Genomic DNA, 16337 nt, shown 5'->3' on the forward strand with positions numbered 1-16337 from the left:
GGGTGGGGGTGCCCGGGTCGGTGGGGGTGCCCGCGTCGTCATCGTCGTCGCCGCCGCCGCAGGCGGCCAGGGTGACGGTCAGCATCAGCACCGCGCCGGCTCGCAGGAAACCGCGCAAAATCATGGACTTGCTCATGGGGTATCTATCCTTGGGACTTCAGGGAAACAGTTCGGAGACGGACTTGCCGGACATGGCGAGGGACTTCACTTCTTCCTCGGTCAACTCGCGCGACCAGAACGCCAGGTCATCAAAGACCATCGTGTACGGGCCCTTGGTGCCGGCGCAGCAGATGCCGTAGGTGCCGCGGCCGTCTTCGTTCAGGCCGATATGCGGGCCGAACACGCCAGCGATCTGCGCGAGGTTGACGGTGCCGGTGGCTTTCGTGAGCCGCGTGAAGCCCAGTTCGCTGTCGTAGCGGTAAGCGACCATGGTCTTGGTCGTCTTGTTGACGGACATGGCGATGTAGACGGGCTTGTTGGCCGTGAACTTGACGCCTTCGATGTCGGCGCGCGAACCGCCGGCCAGGTTGAAGCGCAACTCGGGACCGGCCCACTGGGCGATGGTGATGCCGGGGTTGGCGCCGGAGTTGTAGTCCTTGTTGCCCAGGATCGACCGGTCGTTGGCGGTGCCGTCGGACTGATACCAGAAGCCGATGGTGAAGGCCTGCACGCTGTCCATGAGGCCTGCGGGGTAGTCGAGCTTGAAGGCGCCCAGGGCGGCCGCACTGCGTTCGTTGCGGAAGCTCTTGCCGTGCATGCCGGGATCGGCGTAGGCGGGGGCTTGCACGCCGTCGTACGGCGTGATCGCGCCGCCGCCCGCCGCCTTGTCGGCCACGTCGCCTTCGAACGGGAAGAACATGGTGAGACCGGTGCGCAGCGAGGGCAGCAGCAAGATGGGCTTGGCGTAGACGACCGAAGCGCGGGCGGCGCTGACGGCGCGGCCCGCGGAGACGCTGTAGGCGAGTTGATGTACGCCTTCGACGTCGAAGGTGAAGCCGGTGTCGACGTATTCCGTGGCGGTGCCGGGCAGGCGCGCGACTTCCTTGCCATCGCGGCTGACGACGATGTCGCCGGCGGGTTCGCCGACGCGCACCCAACTGACGGTGACGCTCTTGTTGTCCATGGAGGTGCGAGTGGCGACGCGGCGCAGCGCGAGCGGCTCGGAGAGCGCGGTGCCGGCCATGTCGTAGGCGGCGGCTTCGGGCAATGCGTGGAGGTGCGAGAGGACGGTGGGCGCGACGTCGGCGGCGCTGGGCAGCGCGTACCAATTGGTGTCCCATACCCCATCGAAGGAGGCATCGTCGGCGCTGCCGCCAAGCAGGACCGGTTGATTAGCAGCGAGCAGGATGGTCTTGTTGGAGGAGAACGGCAGGCCGTCGCTGCCGCCGGTCTTGTCGAGGCCGTGGCTGGACGCGACGACCATGAGCCAGTTTTCGTTGGGATGCGCGGCGCGGCGGTCGGCGAGCTGCTTGGCCAGGACGCCGAGGGCGGCGTCGGTCTGGTGGATGACGGCCTCGTAGGTGGCGCCGAAGCCGTTTTCGGCGGCGGCGCGTTCGGGTGCGCCGAATTGGGCGACGACGACGTCGTAGCCTTCGGCGATGCGGTCGCGGGCTTGGGAGGCGACGCAGTCGTCTGCGCCGGCGCAGTCGGTCAGCGTCTGTACGTAGCCGGCGTCGCGGTCGGTGCCGAGCAGGCTGGCGAGGACGGGCGAATTGAAGGCGCCGGCGGTGCGGGCGTCGGGTTGGGCGGTTTTGATGCGTTGGAACAGGCTGGGGGCTTTCATGCCCTGGCCTTGCGCATTGGAGCGCACGCCATGCACGTCGGCCCATTGGCCGGTCAGCAAGGTGGCCCAGCCGGGGGCGGTCAGCGTGGGCTGCTGGGTCACCGTGTTCGTGACGCCGCCGGTCCAGGCGCGGGTGACGGTCAGTTGGCTCAAGTTGGGGAGCGTGTTGTCGGCGGCGCCGCGACGCAGCGCGTCGTAGGTGAGGCCGTCGACGCCGACAAACAGCACCTTGTCGACGCTCGCCTCGCCCGGGGCGGTCACGGGCGGCTGTGTCGGTGGGGCGACGGGCGCGTCGTCGTCATCATCATCGCCGCCTCCACAGCCGGCCAACGCGCTGGTCGCCAGCAACGTGGCGCACCATCTTCTCCAATTCAATGTCTGCATTGCTTCTCTTCTCTTTTTCATGAAGGGGGTCTTACGCTGGCCGACATGGTGGAGACCGAACGTGAAAGACCCGTGAAGCAAAGGAGAGAAACCCTGATTGCTGAATCAGGATTCTTTTGCGTATGACGCAATGCTGGGGTGGATTTTGGTCGGGTTGATTGCTTGGGAGGCAAGGGAGTGCAGGGTTTGCGGCGGCGGCCCGGGGGGATGAGTTCTTGAGGCGTCCGGTGCGGCGGTGTCTTGCGGCGTCGTGCTGACGCTTTGCGTGTGGCTGGTGCGTCGCGCGTATTGCCCAGGTGTCTGACACCCGCTGAGACGGCGCTACAAGCCGACGACGACCTCCCCAGGGTGTCAGACACCGCCACATCGCCGCTATTGCATGACTGTCATGAAACGCCGCTATAGTCGGCCGCGTCTTGTTGACCGTGCCTGAATGCCATGCCTTTGTCCCTGCGCCTGCCCCTGCCCTCCGCGCCCGCCGCGCTGCGTGTTCTTGCCGTGCTGGCATTTGCCGCGGGGCTTGGCGTGTGGGCGTCGATTCTGCTTGCGCCGCAGCCCGGCCCCCTGCCCCCGGCCGTCTCTGCCGCCGCGCCGCGGGCGGCCGACAACACGCCGGTCGCGCTGTGGTTCGGCAAGGATGAAGCCATGCGAACGCAGATCACGGTGCTGGGCGTGATTGCAGCCGGTCCTGACGGCGCGGCGGTGTTGAGCGTGGACGGCGGGCCGCCGCTGGCATGGCGTGCCGGGGCGGAGGTGGCGCCGGGAATTTTGCTGCGTGACATCGCGGCGGATGCCGTGACGGTTGAACAGTCGGGCCGCGCCAGCCGTCTGGCGGCGCCGGCGGCCCAGGATGCGCCGGGCGGGATTACGCGGGAGAAGTAGGCGCGTGACAGGTCCGCGAAGTCTGGTGCGCATTACTGTCATATTTCATGTCCACAATCCCGGGCTTCAACAGATAGACCGGAGTTGCAAAGTGCGTCAGTTACCGCGCGGGCTTGCCCGCCAGCAGGGCTTCACCCTCATCGAGATCATGGTGGTGATTGTGATCATGGGGATTCTGGCCGCGCTGGTGGTGCCGCGTGTGCTGGATCGCCCCGACCAGGCGCGCCAGGCCGCTGCCCGCCAGGACATCGGCGGCATCATGCAGGCGCTCAAGCTGTACCGCCTGGACAACGGCCGCTATCCCACCACCGCCCAGGGTCTGCGCGCGCTGGCGCAAAAGCCTGACGGCGTGGCCAACTGGCGCGGTTATCTGGACAAGCTGCCCAACGATCCGTGGGGCCATCCCTATCAATATCTGAGCCCCGGCGTCAAAGGCGACGTCGACGTCTTCTCGTTTGGCGCCGACAACAAGCCCGGCGGAGAAAGCGGCGATGCCGACATCGGTTCCTGGGAACTCTGAGCGCGGTTTCACGCTGGTCGAAGTCCTGGTGGTGCTGGTGATCGTGGCCATTGCCGCGAGCATGGTGAGCCTGTCCGTCGGCCGGAGCGACAACGGCCTGCGCGCCGATGCCGAACGCCTGGCCGACGCGTTCACCGTGGCGCAAAGCGAAGCCCGCAGCGACGGACGCAACATCCGCTGGCTGGCGAACGGCCAGGGCTGGTCGTTCGAGCGCGCGGGCCGCGCGCCGGGTCCCACCGCGCAGGACGACATTCCGGTGCCCCCCGACCGGCTCGAACGCGACGAGGTTCTGCGTCCGCAGTCCTGGTCCGCGGCCCCGGTGCAATGGCGCCTGGATCCGGATCGTCCGCTGATCTTCAATACGGAATGGGTTGCCGCACCGATGACGCTGACGCTGAGCGCGGCTGATGGACACGTCACGCTGCAACGCGACGCTGCGGGGCGCTATGAGATCCGTTAACGCATCGGCCAAGGGCGTTGCCGAGGCCGCCGCCGGCGCGCCATGCCCGCGTCCGCGCGACCGCGAGCGCGGTTTCACGCTGATCGAAGTGCTGGTCGCGTTGGCAATCATCGCGGTGGCGATGGGCGCGGCGCTGCGTGCCACCGGGGTCATGGCCGCGAACAATCGCGCCTTGCAGGACAAGACGCTGGCACTGCTGGCGGCGCAGAACGCGCTTACGCAATTGCGGCTGGAACAAGCCCTGCCGCGCGCCGGCACGCAGATGGTGCCGTGCCCGCAAGGCGGTCTGGCGCTGCAATGCGAACTGGTCTTCACGAATTCGATGAACCGCAGCTTTCGGCAGGTGTCCGTGAAGGTCCATGACGCCGCGTCTCCGCGTGACGGGGCGATTTTGCTGCAGCTCGACGGACTGCTGTCCAGTTTGCGATGACGATGCGCCGCTCTCCGCAATCGCAGGCTGGCTTCACGCTGATCGAAGTGCTGGTCGCCCTGGCGCTGATGGCGCTGGTCAGTCTGATGGCCTGGCGCGGCTTGGCCAGCGTGTCCGGCGCGCGCGATCTGATCGCCGCGCAGGCCGAGGACACGGATGCCATCGTGCGCACGCTGGGCCAGATGGCGCGCGACGTCGAGTTGTCCTATACGGGTCCCGCCTTTGATTCGCCGGGACTGGACGCGGTGGCGTTCACGACGGGCCTGCGCCTGCTGCCGCGCGCGGCGGGCGGGCAGACACTGGAAATCCTGCGCCCCGATCCTGATGGCAACGGGTTGTGGCAGCGGGTCCAGTGGCAGGTTCGCCGTGACGGCCTGTGGCGCGCCAGCGGCCCGTCCGCGCCGCGCAGCCCGCTGCCTGCGGCGAACGACGGCGTGCTGCTGCTGCCGGGGGTACGGTCCCTTGCGCTTCGCGCGTGGGTGCCAGGCGTGGGCTGGGCAGATGCGAACGCCTCGTTTGGGGCCGCGCCCAGTGGCCTGGAGATTGCTTTTGAACGCGGCGTGCCGGGCGACCTGCGGCGCTATACGCGCATCCTGGAGCTGCCATGAACGGCGCGGTGGTTCATGCCCACGGCGCGAGTGGCGCGCGCAACACCCCCAGCGCTGCCCGCCAACGCGGCGCGGCGGTCGTCAGCGCGCTGATCGTCGTTGCCATCGTAGCCGCGCTGACCACCAGCCTGTTCCAGCGCCAGACCGCCAGCACGCGGCGCGTGGAAAACGAACTGGCGCGGGTGCAGGCGCGTGCGATGCTGGCGGGCGGGATCGACTGGGCGCGGCTGGTGGTGCGTGACCACGGCCGTCGCGAGCCCACCACCCGCGGCGACCAGATCTGGGCCACGCCGGTGCTGGACACCCGCATCGAACGCCCCGGCGACGATCGCGTGGCCGTGTTTTCGGGCGGGGTTCAGGACGAGCAGGGCAAGTACAACCTTTACAACCTGGCGCGTAACGGCGTGCCGCAACCGGAGCAGGAAGACATTCTGCGGCGTCTGCTGGGCACGCTGGAACTGCCGGAGACGCTGGCTGCGAGGATCGTCGACATCGTGGCGTCCGCCCAGCCGCCCGCGCTGGCGGCCGACGCCCCGAATACCGCGGCGCGGCCCGGGCCGCAGGCGCGCGCGCCATTGCCGCGCGGGGTTGACGAAGTGGCCGCCCTGCTGGGGCTGGAGCCGCCGATGCGCAATGCGCTCCGGCGCACGATGACGCTGCTGCCTTCGGCCACCACCGTTAACGTCAACACGGCGCCGGCCGAGGTCATCGCGGCGCTGGTGCCGGGGCTGTCGCTGGCCCAGGCGCGCGCGATGGCGGGCGAGCGCGATCGCGGCAACTGGTTCAACAACACCGGCGACTTCGCCAATCGGCTGGCGGGGACGGGCGTGAAGACGCCTGCCCCGTCCGTCTCCACCAACAGCGGCTGGTTCCTGGCCAGCGGCACCGTGGTCTACGAACGGGCGCGCGTCTCCATGCAGGCGCTGATGCGCAGCGCCCCGCCGGCCGCTCCCGAAACCATCTGGACGAGAGAAACACCTTGAAGAACACCCTGCGCATCGCCCTGCCCGCGCTGGAGGAATTTGGCGCCGATTCGCCACTGCCCTATGCCTGGTTCGACCGGCGCGGCCACTGCGTGCGGCAAGGCGAACTGGCCCTGCGCGCCCTCGGAAACGCCTGGCCGCAGGCCATGTGTGAAGCCGTGCTGCATCCTGCCGACGTCATCGCGGCGACGGTGCAGATTCCGGCGGTGGCGCGCGCGCATTTCGGCGCGGCCGTGCGCGGCGCGCTGGAACCGCTGGTCCTCAGCGACCTGGACAGCCTGGCGATCGGATACGGCACGCGCGCGGCGGACGGCTCCGTGCCCCTGGCGTGGTCTCCGCGCGAGCCGGTCCGGCGCGCTTGGGGTCTGCTGAGCCAGCACGGCCTGCGCGTGCGCGCGCTGATCGCCCCGCAGGCGCTGGCGCCGGTCACGGATGCGCCCTTGCGCGACCCTGCCGATCCGCGCTGGCACGCGCCGTCGCCAGCATGGTCGCTGGCAATGCCGCAGCTTGCCCCGGTCAGCGTGTCGCGCTGGCAGCCGGTGTGGCGCTGGGGCGCGCTGGCCGCCGTCGTGTGGATTGCCGGACTGAATATCTATGCAGCGCAGCTGCGCGGCGAGGCCGACACCTTGAAGCGCGGCATGCACGACCAGGTGCTGGCGGCCTTTCCCAACGTGCCGGTGGTGCTGGATCCTGCGCGTCAGGCGCAGCAAGGGCTGGACGCGTTGCAGGCCAACCGTGGCGCCGCCAACGCCGGCGACTTCCTGCCGTTGGCGCGCGCGGCCGCACAGGCACTGCCCTTTGCCGCCGACAAGGTCGCGCATCTGACCTACGCGGGCCAGGCGCTCACGTTGCAGCTTGCGGACGCCGGCCCGCAGGCGCAACGCGTCGCCGAGACTCCCGCGCTGATCCAGCAGGCCGCCGCTCTGGGGTTGAAGCTTGAACGCGGCGACACCGACAACACCTGGCGCATCGTGCGCAGCCAACCATGAAACCGCTTTACCGACTTCAAGCCGCGTGGCAGGCCGCGCGCAAACCCGTGGACCCGGCGCTCGCACGCGCCCGCCAGCGCTACCAGGCGCTGGCCCCGCGCGAACGCCGCCTCGTCGCCGGCGCTGCCCTGCTACTTGGCGCGGCGATCGTCTTCGTCACCCTGATAGAACCGGCCCTGAATACGGTGCGCAAGCTGCAGGCCGAGCTGCCGGGACTGCGCGCCCAGGCCGCCACAGTCGCCGACCTGACCGCGCAAGCGTCCGCCCTGCGCCAACGCAGCGCCGCGCCTGCGGGCGCGATGCCCAGCACAGCGGAATTGGCGGCCAGCCTGGAGCGCGCCGGCCTGCCCGCGGGGCAGTGGACGCTGGCGGATGCCGATGCGGGCGGCGTGGAACTGTCGCTGGACCAGGCGCCGTCCTCGGCGCTGATGCGCTGGCTGGACGGCGCAGGGCGCGACTGGGGGCTGGCGATCTCGCACGTCGACCTGACGCGCGCCGCGAACGCCAATGGGCGGCCGCTGCCGGGACTGGTCAACGGCAAGGTCGAGTTGCTGCCGCCGCAGGCGGCGGGGAGCCACTGATGTCCGCGAAACTTCCCTCGCGCCGCGTCGCAAGTTTGTGGATCGCCGGCGTCCTATGCGCCGCAGCCGCCGGCGCTGCCGTGCTGCCCGCACGCTGGGTGCTGGCGCTCTTGCCCGACGACGCGCCGGTCACGCTGGCCGACGCCAGCGGCACGCTGTGGCGCGGCAGCGCCTGGATCGCACTTGGCTCCCAAGGCGCGCGCCGCGTGCTCCCTCAACCGGTGCAATGGCACTGGCGCTGGGACACGCTGGCGCTCGACATTGCGCATCCCTGGCTGCAAGGCACCCTGCGCGCGCGCCCGGGATGGAACGGTCTGGCGGTCCCGGCGTCGTCCCTGCGCATGCCGGCGACGGTCCTGCCCGCGCTCGGCGCACCGTGGAACACGTTGTCGCCGCAAGGCATGCTGGAGATCAGCTGGCAACCCCTGCGCCTGGGCGCCCCGCTTCCCCCCGGCCCGGCCGTCGACCTGCGCTGGCGCAACGCCGCGACTGCCCTCACGCCCATCACGCCGGTGGGCACTTACCTGCTGCGCGTGCAGGGCGGCAAAACCGGCGCCACGCTGACCCTCAGCACGGAAAGCGGCCTGCTCGACGTCAAGGGCCAGGGCGGCACCGGCCCCCGGGGCATCAACTTCCAGGGCGAAGCCACGTTCGCCCAGTCAGCCAGCGATGCCGACCGCGCCGCGCTGGACGGACTGATGTCGACGCTAGGCCGCCGCTCGGGCGACACGGTGACGTTCGGCGTGGGGAAATCCGGGCGATAGGGGCGATTGCGAGAAGGTGTCAGACACCGTTTAGTAAGTAAGGTGTCTGACACCAAGTGGTTTCGGGCGCTACGCGTCCCGTGTCACGCGCAGGATTTCCTCTGGCGATGTCTGCCCCGTGTCCACCCACCGCTGCCCGTCCTCGCGCATGCTGCGCATCCCCGATGCCGCCGCCGCGCGGCGGAGTTCGCGTTCGTCGCGGCCTTCGTGGATCAGGCGGCGGGCCTCGTCGTCTACCGTGAACAGCTCGTGGATGCCGGAACGGCCGCTATAGCCGGTGTGGTTGCAGGCCTCGCAGCCGACGGGGTGGAACACCTGCACGCCGTCCAGCATCGACGGCGCCTTGCACGCCGGGCATAGCTTTCGCACCAGGCGTTGCGCCAGCACGCCCAGCAATGACGACGCCAGCAGGAAGGGCTCGACCCCCATGTCAGTGAGTCGCGTGACCGCCGACACCGAATCGTTGGTGTGCAGCGTGGCAAGCACCAGGTGGCCCGTCAGCGAGGCCTGCACCGCGATCTGCGCGGTTTCCAGGTCGCGGATTTCGCCGATCATGATGACGTCCGGGTCCTGGCGCAGGATGGCGCGCAGGGCCAGCGCAAAGCTCATGTCGATCTTCGCGTTGACCTGCGTCTGGCTGATGCCGGCCAGGTCGTATTCGATAGGGTCTTCCACCGTCAGGATGTTGCTGGTGGAGGCGTCCAGCCGGCTCAGCGCCGCATACAGGGTGGTGGTCTTGCCGCTGCCGGTCGGGCCGGTCACCAGCACGATGCCGTGCGGCTGGCGGATCAGGCGGTCCAGCTGCGCAAGCACGCCGGGACTCATGCCCAGCTTTTCCAGTTGCAGGCGTCCCGCCTCCTTATCCAGCAGACGCAGCACGGCGCGTTCGCCATGCCCGGTCGGCAGCGTGGACACGCGCACGTCGATCGGCCGCCCGCCCACGCGCAGCGCGATGCGGCCATCCTGCGGCAGCCGTTTTTCGGCGATGTCCAGGTGCGCCATGATCTTGATGCGCGAAATCAGCGCGGCGTGCAGCGCCTTGCGCGGCGACACCACATCGCGCAGCGTCCCGTCGACGCGGTAGCGCACCACGGAATGCGTTTCAAAGGGTTCGATGTGGATGTCGCTGGCGCCGTCGCGCGCAGCCTGCGCAAAGAGCGCGTTGATCATGCGGATCACGGGCGCGTCGTCCTGCGCTTCCAGCAGGTCCGCCACCTCGGGCATGTCCTGCATCAGGCGGTCCAGGTCGATCTCGTTTTCCGCCACGCCCATGACCGACGCCGCGTCTTCCGAGTGGCTGTACGCCGCCGTCAGCAACGTCTCCAGCGCCTCGTCGTCGATCTGCGTCAGGCCGATATCGCCGTGGCAGCGCCGGATTTCGCGCACCGCCCAGTCGGGCGTGCGCGGGCTGACCGTCAACTGCGCCTGCCCCCCGCGCAGCGACAGCACCGCGCGCTGCGCGCGGGCCCAGGCATAGGGCAAGGGGTGCGCGCTCATAGCAGCGTCTCGGGGTCCACCGCCACCGTCATCATGAGCGGCCGGGGCGCGCGGATAGGCTGCTGCGCAGGCGCGGGCGGCGTGCCGGGATACTGGCGCACCGCGAAGGTTTCCACCGTCGTGGGCGGCGGGCGGCGCAGCGTTTGCGCCTGCTGTTCGGGACGCAGGTCGTAGGCGTTATTGGACACCGACGGCGCCGACCCGGGCAGCGGCAGGATGGGCGCCTGCATGTCCGGCAACGCCCAGTGGTCGCGCGGCTGCACGGCGCCCTGCGCGCGGCGCATGTAGTCGTAGCGGTCCATCGTGACGCTGGCGCTGCGGTTGGCGTCGCGCACCACGTAGGGACGCAGGAACACCATCAGGTTGGTCTTGGTGCGCTTGCGCGTGTCGTAGCGGAACAGCGAACCGATCACGGGCAGCGAGCCCAGGCCCGGCACGCTGTTGGACGTCAGCGTCACGTTGTCTTCCAGCAGGCCACCCAGCACGATGATCTGGCCGTCGTCGATCAGCACGCTGGTGTCGATGGCGCGTTTGTTGGTGACGATGCCGGTGGTGGCGTTGGAGCGGCTTTCGTCGATGCTGCTGACTTCCTGATAGATGTCCAGCTTGACCGCGCCGCCCTCGGAGATTTGCGGGCGGATGTTGAGTTTGAGGCCCACGTCCTCGCGTTCGATCGTCTGGAACGGGTTCGAGCTGCCGTTGCTGCCCGACGTCACGTACTGCCCCGTCACGAACGGCACCGTCTTGCCCACCAGGATGCTGGCCGACTGGTTGTCCAGCGTCAGCAGGTTGGGCGTGGACAGGATGTTGGCTTCGCCGGTGTTCTGCATGGCGCGCGCCAGCACGCCCAGGTTGATGACTTCGTTGCCCAGCACGTCCACCGTGCCCTTCACCACGCCCAGGCTCAAGCCGCCGCCCAGCGCGTCAATGGACGTCGGGCCGTTGCCGGTGATGCCGCTGCCGCCCAGATTCGTGCCGCCGATGAAGCTGGTGCCGTTGCTGTTGATGTTGCCCGCGCCCGTCATCCACTGGATGCCGAATTCCGCGGCCTTTTCCTCGCTGACTTCCACGATCAGGCTTTCCACCAGCACCTGCGCGCGACGCTGGTCAAGCTGGTCGATCACTTCACGCAGGCTGCGGTACAGCGGCTCGGGCGCGGAGATGATGAGCGAGTTGGTGGCCGGGTCCGCCTGGATGGTGGCGCCGCCCGCGGAATATGACACCGCCTGCGACGTGTTGTCTTCGCGCGCGATGCGCTCCTGTTCGCCGGACAGGCCGCCGCGCGACGAGCCCGACTGGCTGGACATGCCGAGCCCGGCCTGGTTCGACGTGCTGCTGGCCGTGTTCTGCGCACGCGCTCCGCCCTGCGTGCCGCCGGTGCTGCTGGCGCCCGGGGCCGCGCCCGGCGCCGAATTGGCCTGGCCCGTCAGCAGCCCGCCCAGCACCTCGGCAATGCGCGTGGCCTGCGCGTTGCGCATGTAGACCACGTGCAGGTTGCCCGCGCGGTTCTGCTGCGCGTCCAGCTTCTGGATCAGCTCGCGCGCGAGCCGCGTGCGAGCCGGACTGCCCGAGCGCACCAGCACGCTGTTGCTGCGCGGATCCGCCACGATGGCGATGCGCTGCGTCGGATCGCTGCTCTGCGTATCCAGCAACTGCGAGGCCAGGATGGCGATGTCCGTCGCGATGGCCGACTGCACCGGCACGACGTCGGTGTCCATCGAACTGGGCACGTCGATGCGCGCGATCACGGCGGCGATGCGTTCCAGGTTGTCGGCATAGTCCGTCACGACCAGCGTGTTGTTGCCGGGATACGCGTTGATCGGGTTGTTCGGCGGCACCATGGGGCGCAGCACCGGCACCAGGTTCGCGGCGTTCTCGTACTTCAGGGGGAACACGCGCGTCAGCATTTCACCGCTGTTGCCGCCGCGCTTGGCAAAGGACGACACGGGCACGGGCGCCCTGCCCCCCACAGCGGTCGCGCTGCCCGCCGGCTTGGGGCCGCCCACGACGGCGCTGCCTTGCAGCTTGGCATCGGCCTCGGGCACCACGCGCGTCACGCCGTCCACGTCGACGATGGCAAAACCCTGAAGCCGCAGCGCGCCGGTCAGCATGGACAGGGCCTGCGCGCTATCCACCGGCCGGTCCGAAACCAGCGTGAGCTTGCCCTTGACGCGGGGGTCCACCAGGAAGTTGCGCTGCGTGAACAGGGACAGCGCGCGCAACACCGCGGGGATGTCCGTATCGACGAAGTTCAGGCTGACGCGGTTGTCCGCCTGTTGTGCGTGAGCCGTGCTGACGGCGGGTCCGAGTTGGCTTGCAACAAGCAGGAAAGCAAGGCTGAATTGCGCGATGTGACGCATGACGAAATAGTTGCCCGAGACGTGAAATCGTTTGAGAAAACGTGAAAGCGCGTCGGAGTATACGGGGTGTGACTGCAACATCCCGGTCATATTTCCAAGGCAAGGTGACGGGCTGGAAACCCTTTAAATTCGGGGCTCTTGGCGATTTCGGCAGGTGCTTCCGCTTTATTACAGTCATGCCCTCCTTTCGCTATGAAGCCACCGACGCGCTCGGAAAAATCGTGCGCGGCACGATCGACGCCGACTCCGAACGCGGCGCCCGCAACCAGTTGCGCGGCCGCGGTCTGCTGCCGCTGTCGACCTCGCTGGCGGCGCGCGCCGAAGGCCTCGGCGCGGCGCTGCGCACGCGTCTGTCAGATGCGGATCTTGCGTGGCTGACGCGCCAGCTCGCCAGCCTGCTGGCCGCGCGCCTGCCGCTGGACGCCGCGCTCAGCGCCACGCTGGAACAGGCCGAGAAAAAGCACATCGCCGCCACGCTGGGCGGCGTGCGCGACGACGTGCGCGCCGGCCATCGCCTGTCCGCCGCGCTGGCCTCGCGCCCTCGCGACTTTCCCGAGATCTATCGCGCGCTGATCGGCGCGGGCGAAGAATCGGGCGACCTGGCGCAAGTCATGGAAAAGCTGGCCGACTACATCGAGGAACGCAACACCCTGCGCAGCAAGGTCATGACGGCGTTCATCTACCCCGCGGTGGTGGCCAGCGTGTCGGTGGTCATCGTCATCTTCCTGCTGGGCTATGTGGTGCCGCAGGTGGTGTCGGCCTTCAGCCAGGCCAAGCAGGAATTGCCGATGCTGACGCGCGTGATGCTGGGCCTGTCGGACTACGTGCGCGAATGGGGCGCGATGACGGGCATCGCCGTGGTGGCGCTCATCGCGCTGTGGCGCTACACGCTGCGGGCGCCGGCCGCGCGGCGGGCCTGGCACGCGCGGGTGCTGCGGCTGCCGCTGGCCGGGCGATTCGTGCTGGGGGTGAATGCCGCGCGCTTTGCATCCACACTCGCCATCCTGTCGGGCAGCGGCGTGGCCCTGTTGACCGCGCTGGAGGCGGCGCGCCGCACGCTCAGCAACGACGTGCTTCGCCTGGCAGTGGATGAGGCCGCGGCGCGGGTGCGCGAAGGCGCGGCGCTGTCGTCATCGCTCGGCGCGCAGAAGGTCTTTCCGTCGCTGCTGGTGCACCTGATCGCCAGCGGCGAAAAGACGGGCCGCCTGCCCGAGTTGCTGGACCGGGGCGCGCAGAACCTGTCGCGCGACCTGGAGCGGCGCGCGATGGCGATGACGGCCCTGCTGGAGCCGGCGCTGATACTGCTGATGGGGGGATTTGTCCTGCTGATCGTGCTGGCAGTGATGATGCCGATCCTGGAGATGAACCAGTTGATCAGGTAGGAATACGGGCCGCGTGTTGGCGCGGCCCGTGAAAGATGCGGATCAGAGCGCCTCTTCGTCGCTCTCGCCGGTGCGGATGCGGATGGCCTGCTCCACCGGGGTCACGAAGATCTTGCCGTCGCCGATCTTGCCGGTGCGCGCGGCCTTGACGACGGCTTCGATGGCGGCTTCCACCTGATCGTCCGGCAGCACGACTTCAACGCGGATCTTGGGCAGGAAGTCGACCACGTATTCGGCGCCGCGATAGAGTTCGGTGTGGCCCTTCTGGCGGCCGAAACCCTTGACTTCGGTGACGGTCAGCCCGCTGACGCCGACTTCCGCCAGCGCCTCGCGGACTTCGTCGAGCTTGAAGGGTTTGATGATGGCGGTGACTTGTTTCACGTTGGTCGTCCTGGGTTTTTTGATCTGTGCGGCGCGCCGCCGGCGGCTGTTGCGTGGGACGGAGCGCGATGAACGAGAGAATACCACCGCGCAAGGGCCAGCCCTACGCCGCACGGGAAGACCCGGACCGATCGCTTCGGTAACGATCGGTGTCCGCGCGATCGGTATCCGCCCCCATGCGGTTTTCTGTCAGACGCCCGGCGCCTCGTCCGGGATCCGGTCGGCTTCCCGCATCCAGACCACCGATTCCGAGTCGCTGGGCGCGCGCCAGTCGCCGCGCGGCGACAGCGAACCGCCGGAGCCCACCTTGGGCGCGTTCGGGATGCAGGTGCGCTTGAACTGGCTGGTCCGGAAGAATTTGTCCAGGAAGATCTTCAGGTTGCGTTTGATGGCGGCCAGGTCGTACTGGTTGCGGGCGACGTGTCCGGCTTCGGGCCAGGCGCCGGCCTCGCGGTCGCGCCATGCCGTCCACGACAGGAACGCGACCTTGGTCGGCGCAAAGCCGTAGCGCAGCGTGTAGTAAAGGTTGAAGTCCTGCAATTCATAGGGGCCGATCGACGCCTCGCTCTTTTGCTCGGGCTTGTCGTCCGCGCCGCCGGGCACCAGTTCGGGGCTGACGTCCGTGCCCAGCACGTCCAGCAGCACCTGCGCACCGTCGTCGCCCAGGCGGCCGGATTCAGCCACCCAGCGCACCAGGTGCGTGATCAGCGTCTTGGGCACGCTGGCGTTGACGCTGTAGTGCGACATGTGATCGCCCACGCCGTACGTGCACCAACCCAGTGCAAGTTCGCTCAGGTCGCCCGTGCCGATGACGATGGCATTGCTGAAGTTGGCCAGGCGGAACAGATGGTTGGTGCGCTCGCCCGCCTGCACGTTTTCGAACGTGATGTCGTAGACGGGCTCGCCGTTCGCATAGGGATGGCCCAGGTCCTTGAGCATCTGCAGGCAGCTCGGGCGGATGTCGATCTCGGACGCCGTGCAGCCCACTACCGCCATCAGACGGCGCGCCTGCTGCAGCGTGCGGGTGCTGGTGGCAAAACCCGGCATCGTGACGGCCAGGATGTTGGCGCGCGGCAGGTCCAGGGCGTCCATGGCCTTGGCGCAGACCAGCAGCGCGTGCGTGGAATCCAGCCCGCCCGAAATACCGATGACCACCTTCTTCATGCCGCTGGCCGACAGCCGCTGCGCCAGCGCTTGCACCTGGATGTTGTAGACCTCCTTGCAGCGCGCGTCGCGGCGCTGGGGGTCGGCCGGCACATAGGGGAAGCGCGCCACGCGGCGTTCGAGCGGCAGCTCGGTGTCTTCAAGGGGCGGATTGACCGGCACCGCCACGCGGCGGAACTTGCGGACCTCGTCCTGATGGCGGCGCACGGACTGGCCGAAGGTGCTCTGGCGCATGCGCTCGCGCGACAGGCGTTCCAGGTCGACGTCCGAAAACACCAGGTGGGAATGGTTCAGGAAGCGCTCGGATTCGGCCAGCAGCTCGCCGTTTTCGTAGATGAGCGCCTGGCCGTCCCAGGCCAGATCCGTCGAGGATTCGCCGCGCCCCGCCGACGTGTACATGTAGGCCGACAAGCAGCGCGCCGATTGCTGCGAGACGAGCTGGTGGCGGTATTCGGACTTGCCGACGACGATATTGGAGGCCGACAGGTTGACCAGCACCGTGGCGCCGGCCAGCGCGGCATAGGACGACGGGGGAATGGGCACCCAGACGTCTTCGCAGATTTCAACGTGGAACTGGAACAGCGGCAGCTTTTCCATCTGGAACAGCAGCTCGGCCCCAAACGGGACCGTCTGGCCCAGCAGCCCGATCTGCGTATCGATGGCGCAATCGGCGGCGCTGAACTGGCGGGCTTCATAGAACTCGCCGTAATTGGGCAGATAGGTCTTGGGCACCACCCCGAGGATGCGCCCGCCCGCGGCAACGACCGCGCAGTTGAACAACTGGTGGGCCACGCGCAACGGCGCGCCGACGACGATGGCGATGTCCAGATCGGCCGTGGCCTCAACCACGTGCGCCAGTGCGGCCTCGCAAGCGTCCAGCAGGGCCTTCTGGTGAAAGAGGTCGTCGCAGGTGTAGGCCGACAGGCCCAGTTCGGGGAACGCCGCCAGCACCGCGCCGCCCTGGGCGGCCTGCTGCGCCAGCGCGATGGTCTGCGCGGCGTTGAAGGCGGGATCGGCGACCCGGCACTCGGGTACGCCGACCGCGACCCGGGCGAAGCCGTGGGAATACAGGTTGAAGAACGGGTTCGACATCGGGGTTTCGCCTGGAGTTTCGCTGGGGGTTTTGCCTGGGGGCCTGGAATTCCGAGGCCCTGGAAACAACCGCCGGA

15 protein-coding genes are annotated in these 16337 nt (G+C 68.6%); 10 read left to right on the plus strand and 5 right to left on the minus strand.

The features are described from left to right. Positions 1 to 157 precede the first annotated feature (157 nt). On the minus strand, positions 158 to 2167 hold the full coding sequence (locus AC6LJW_RS09070; RefSeq protein WP_498087014.1) for an alkaline phosphatase family protein: 2010 nt from the start codon (positions 2165 to 2167) through the stop codon (positions 158 to 160). A 438-nt stretch (positions 2168 to 2605) separates the two neighbouring features. On the opposite strand from AC6LJW_RS09070, the gene AC6LJW_RS09075 reads away from it, so the two are divergent. From AC6LJW_RS09075 to gspN, 9 genes are all read left to right on the plus strand, one after another. Further along, positions 2606 to 3049 (plus strand): hypothetical protein, encoded by a 444-nt coding sequence (locus AC6LJW_RS09075; protein ID WP_498087015.1) that lies wholly within the window; start codon positions 2606 to 2608, stop codon positions 3047 to 3049. Between the two features lie 91 nt (positions 3050 to 3140). Beyond that, complete coding sequence (gene gspG, locus AC6LJW_RS09080; protein ID WP_056570063.1) at positions 3141 to 3569, plus strand: type II secretion system major pseudopilin GspG; 429 nt, start codon at positions 3141 to 3143, stop codon at positions 3567 to 3569. Further along, complete coding sequence (gene gspH, locus AC6LJW_RS09085) at positions 3541 to 4029, plus strand: type II secretion system minor pseudopilin GspH (protein ID WP_498087016.1); 489 nt, start codon at positions 3541 to 3543, stop codon at positions 4027 to 4029. Before gspG ends, gspH begins: the two co-directional genes overlap by 29 nt. Continuing rightward, on the plus strand, positions 4016 to 4459 hold the full coding sequence (gene gspI / locus AC6LJW_RS09090) for a type II secretion system minor pseudopilin GspI (protein ID WP_056570059.1): 444 nt from the start codon (positions 4016 to 4018) through the stop codon (positions 4457 to 4459). Before gspH ends, gspI begins: the two co-directional genes overlap by 14 nt. Further along, a complete protein-coding gene (locus AC6LJW_RS09095; protein WP_056570057.1) occupies positions 4456 to 5067 on the plus strand; it encodes a type II secretion system protein GspJ in 612 nt (203 codons plus the stop codon). Before gspI ends, AC6LJW_RS09095 begins: the two co-directional genes overlap by 4 nt. After that, positions 5064 to 6050 carry a type II secretion system minor pseudopilin GspK gene (gene gspK / locus AC6LJW_RS09100; RefSeq protein ID WP_498087017.1) on the plus strand — a complete coding sequence of 329 codons (987 nt, stop codon included), beginning with the start codon at positions 5064 to 5066 and terminating at the stop codon, positions 6048 to 6050. Before AC6LJW_RS09095 ends, gspK begins: the two co-directional genes overlap by 4 nt. Continuing rightward, positions 6047 to 7039, plus strand: coding sequence for a type II secretion system protein L (locus tag AC6LJW_RS09105; protein WP_498087018.1), 993 nt, complete (start codon positions 6047 to 6049; stop codon positions 7037 to 7039). Before gspK ends, AC6LJW_RS09105 begins: the two co-directional genes overlap by 4 nt. Then, complete coding sequence (locus tag AC6LJW_RS09110; RefSeq protein WP_056570052.1) at positions 7036 to 7620, plus strand: type II secretion system protein M; 585 nt, start codon at positions 7036 to 7038, stop codon at positions 7618 to 7620. Before AC6LJW_RS09105 ends, AC6LJW_RS09110 begins: the two co-directional genes overlap by 4 nt. Beyond that, positions 7620 to 8384: a type II secretion system protein N gene (gene gspN / locus AC6LJW_RS09115; protein WP_056570050.1), complete on the plus strand. Its 765-nt coding sequence runs from the start codon at positions 7620 to 7622 to the stop codon at positions 8382 to 8384. Before AC6LJW_RS09110 ends, gspN begins: the two co-directional genes overlap by 1 nt. A 69-nt stretch (positions 8385 to 8453) precedes the next feature. Here the strand turns inward: gspN and gspE are convergent, their stop codons facing one another. Continuing rightward, the gene (gspE, locus tag AC6LJW_RS09120; RefSeq protein WP_056570048.1) at positions 8454 to 9881 is read right to left on the minus strand and encodes a type II secretion system ATPase GspE; all 1428 of its coding nucleotides are present in this window, start codon (positions 9879 to 9881) and stop codon (positions 8454 to 8456) included. Next, positions 9878 to 12241 (minus strand): type II secretion system secretin GspD, encoded by a 2364-nt coding sequence (gspD, locus tag AC6LJW_RS09125; RefSeq protein WP_498087019.1) that lies wholly within the window; start codon positions 12239 to 12241, stop codon positions 9878 to 9880. The genes gspE and gspD overlap by 4 nt, the downstream gene beginning before the upstream one ends. Positions 12242 to 12417: 176 nt before the next feature. Here gspD and gspF point away from each other — a divergent pair, with 176 nt between their 5' ends. Then, positions 12418 to 13623, plus strand: coding sequence for a type II secretion system inner membrane protein GspF (gene gspF, locus AC6LJW_RS09130; protein WP_498087020.1), 1206 nt, complete (start codon positions 12418 to 12420; stop codon positions 13621 to 13623). A gap of 42 nt (positions 13624 to 13665) precedes the next feature. On the opposite strand, the gene AC6LJW_RS09135 is transcribed toward gspF, so the two are convergent. Continuing rightward, on the minus strand, positions 13666 to 14004 hold the full coding sequence (locus AC6LJW_RS09135; protein WP_006386376.1) for a P-II family nitrogen regulator: 339 nt from the start codon (positions 14002 to 14004) through the stop codon (positions 13666 to 13668). 189 nt (positions 14005 to 14193) lie between these two features. Next, positions 14194 to 16260: an NAD(+) synthase gene (locus AC6LJW_RS09140; protein WP_498087021.1), complete on the minus strand. Its 2067-nt coding sequence runs from the start codon at positions 16258 to 16260 to the stop codon at positions 14194 to 14196. Positions 16261 to 16337: the final 77 nt, after the last annotated feature.

Source organism: Achromobacter sp. 1012554356, assembly GCF_059760815.1.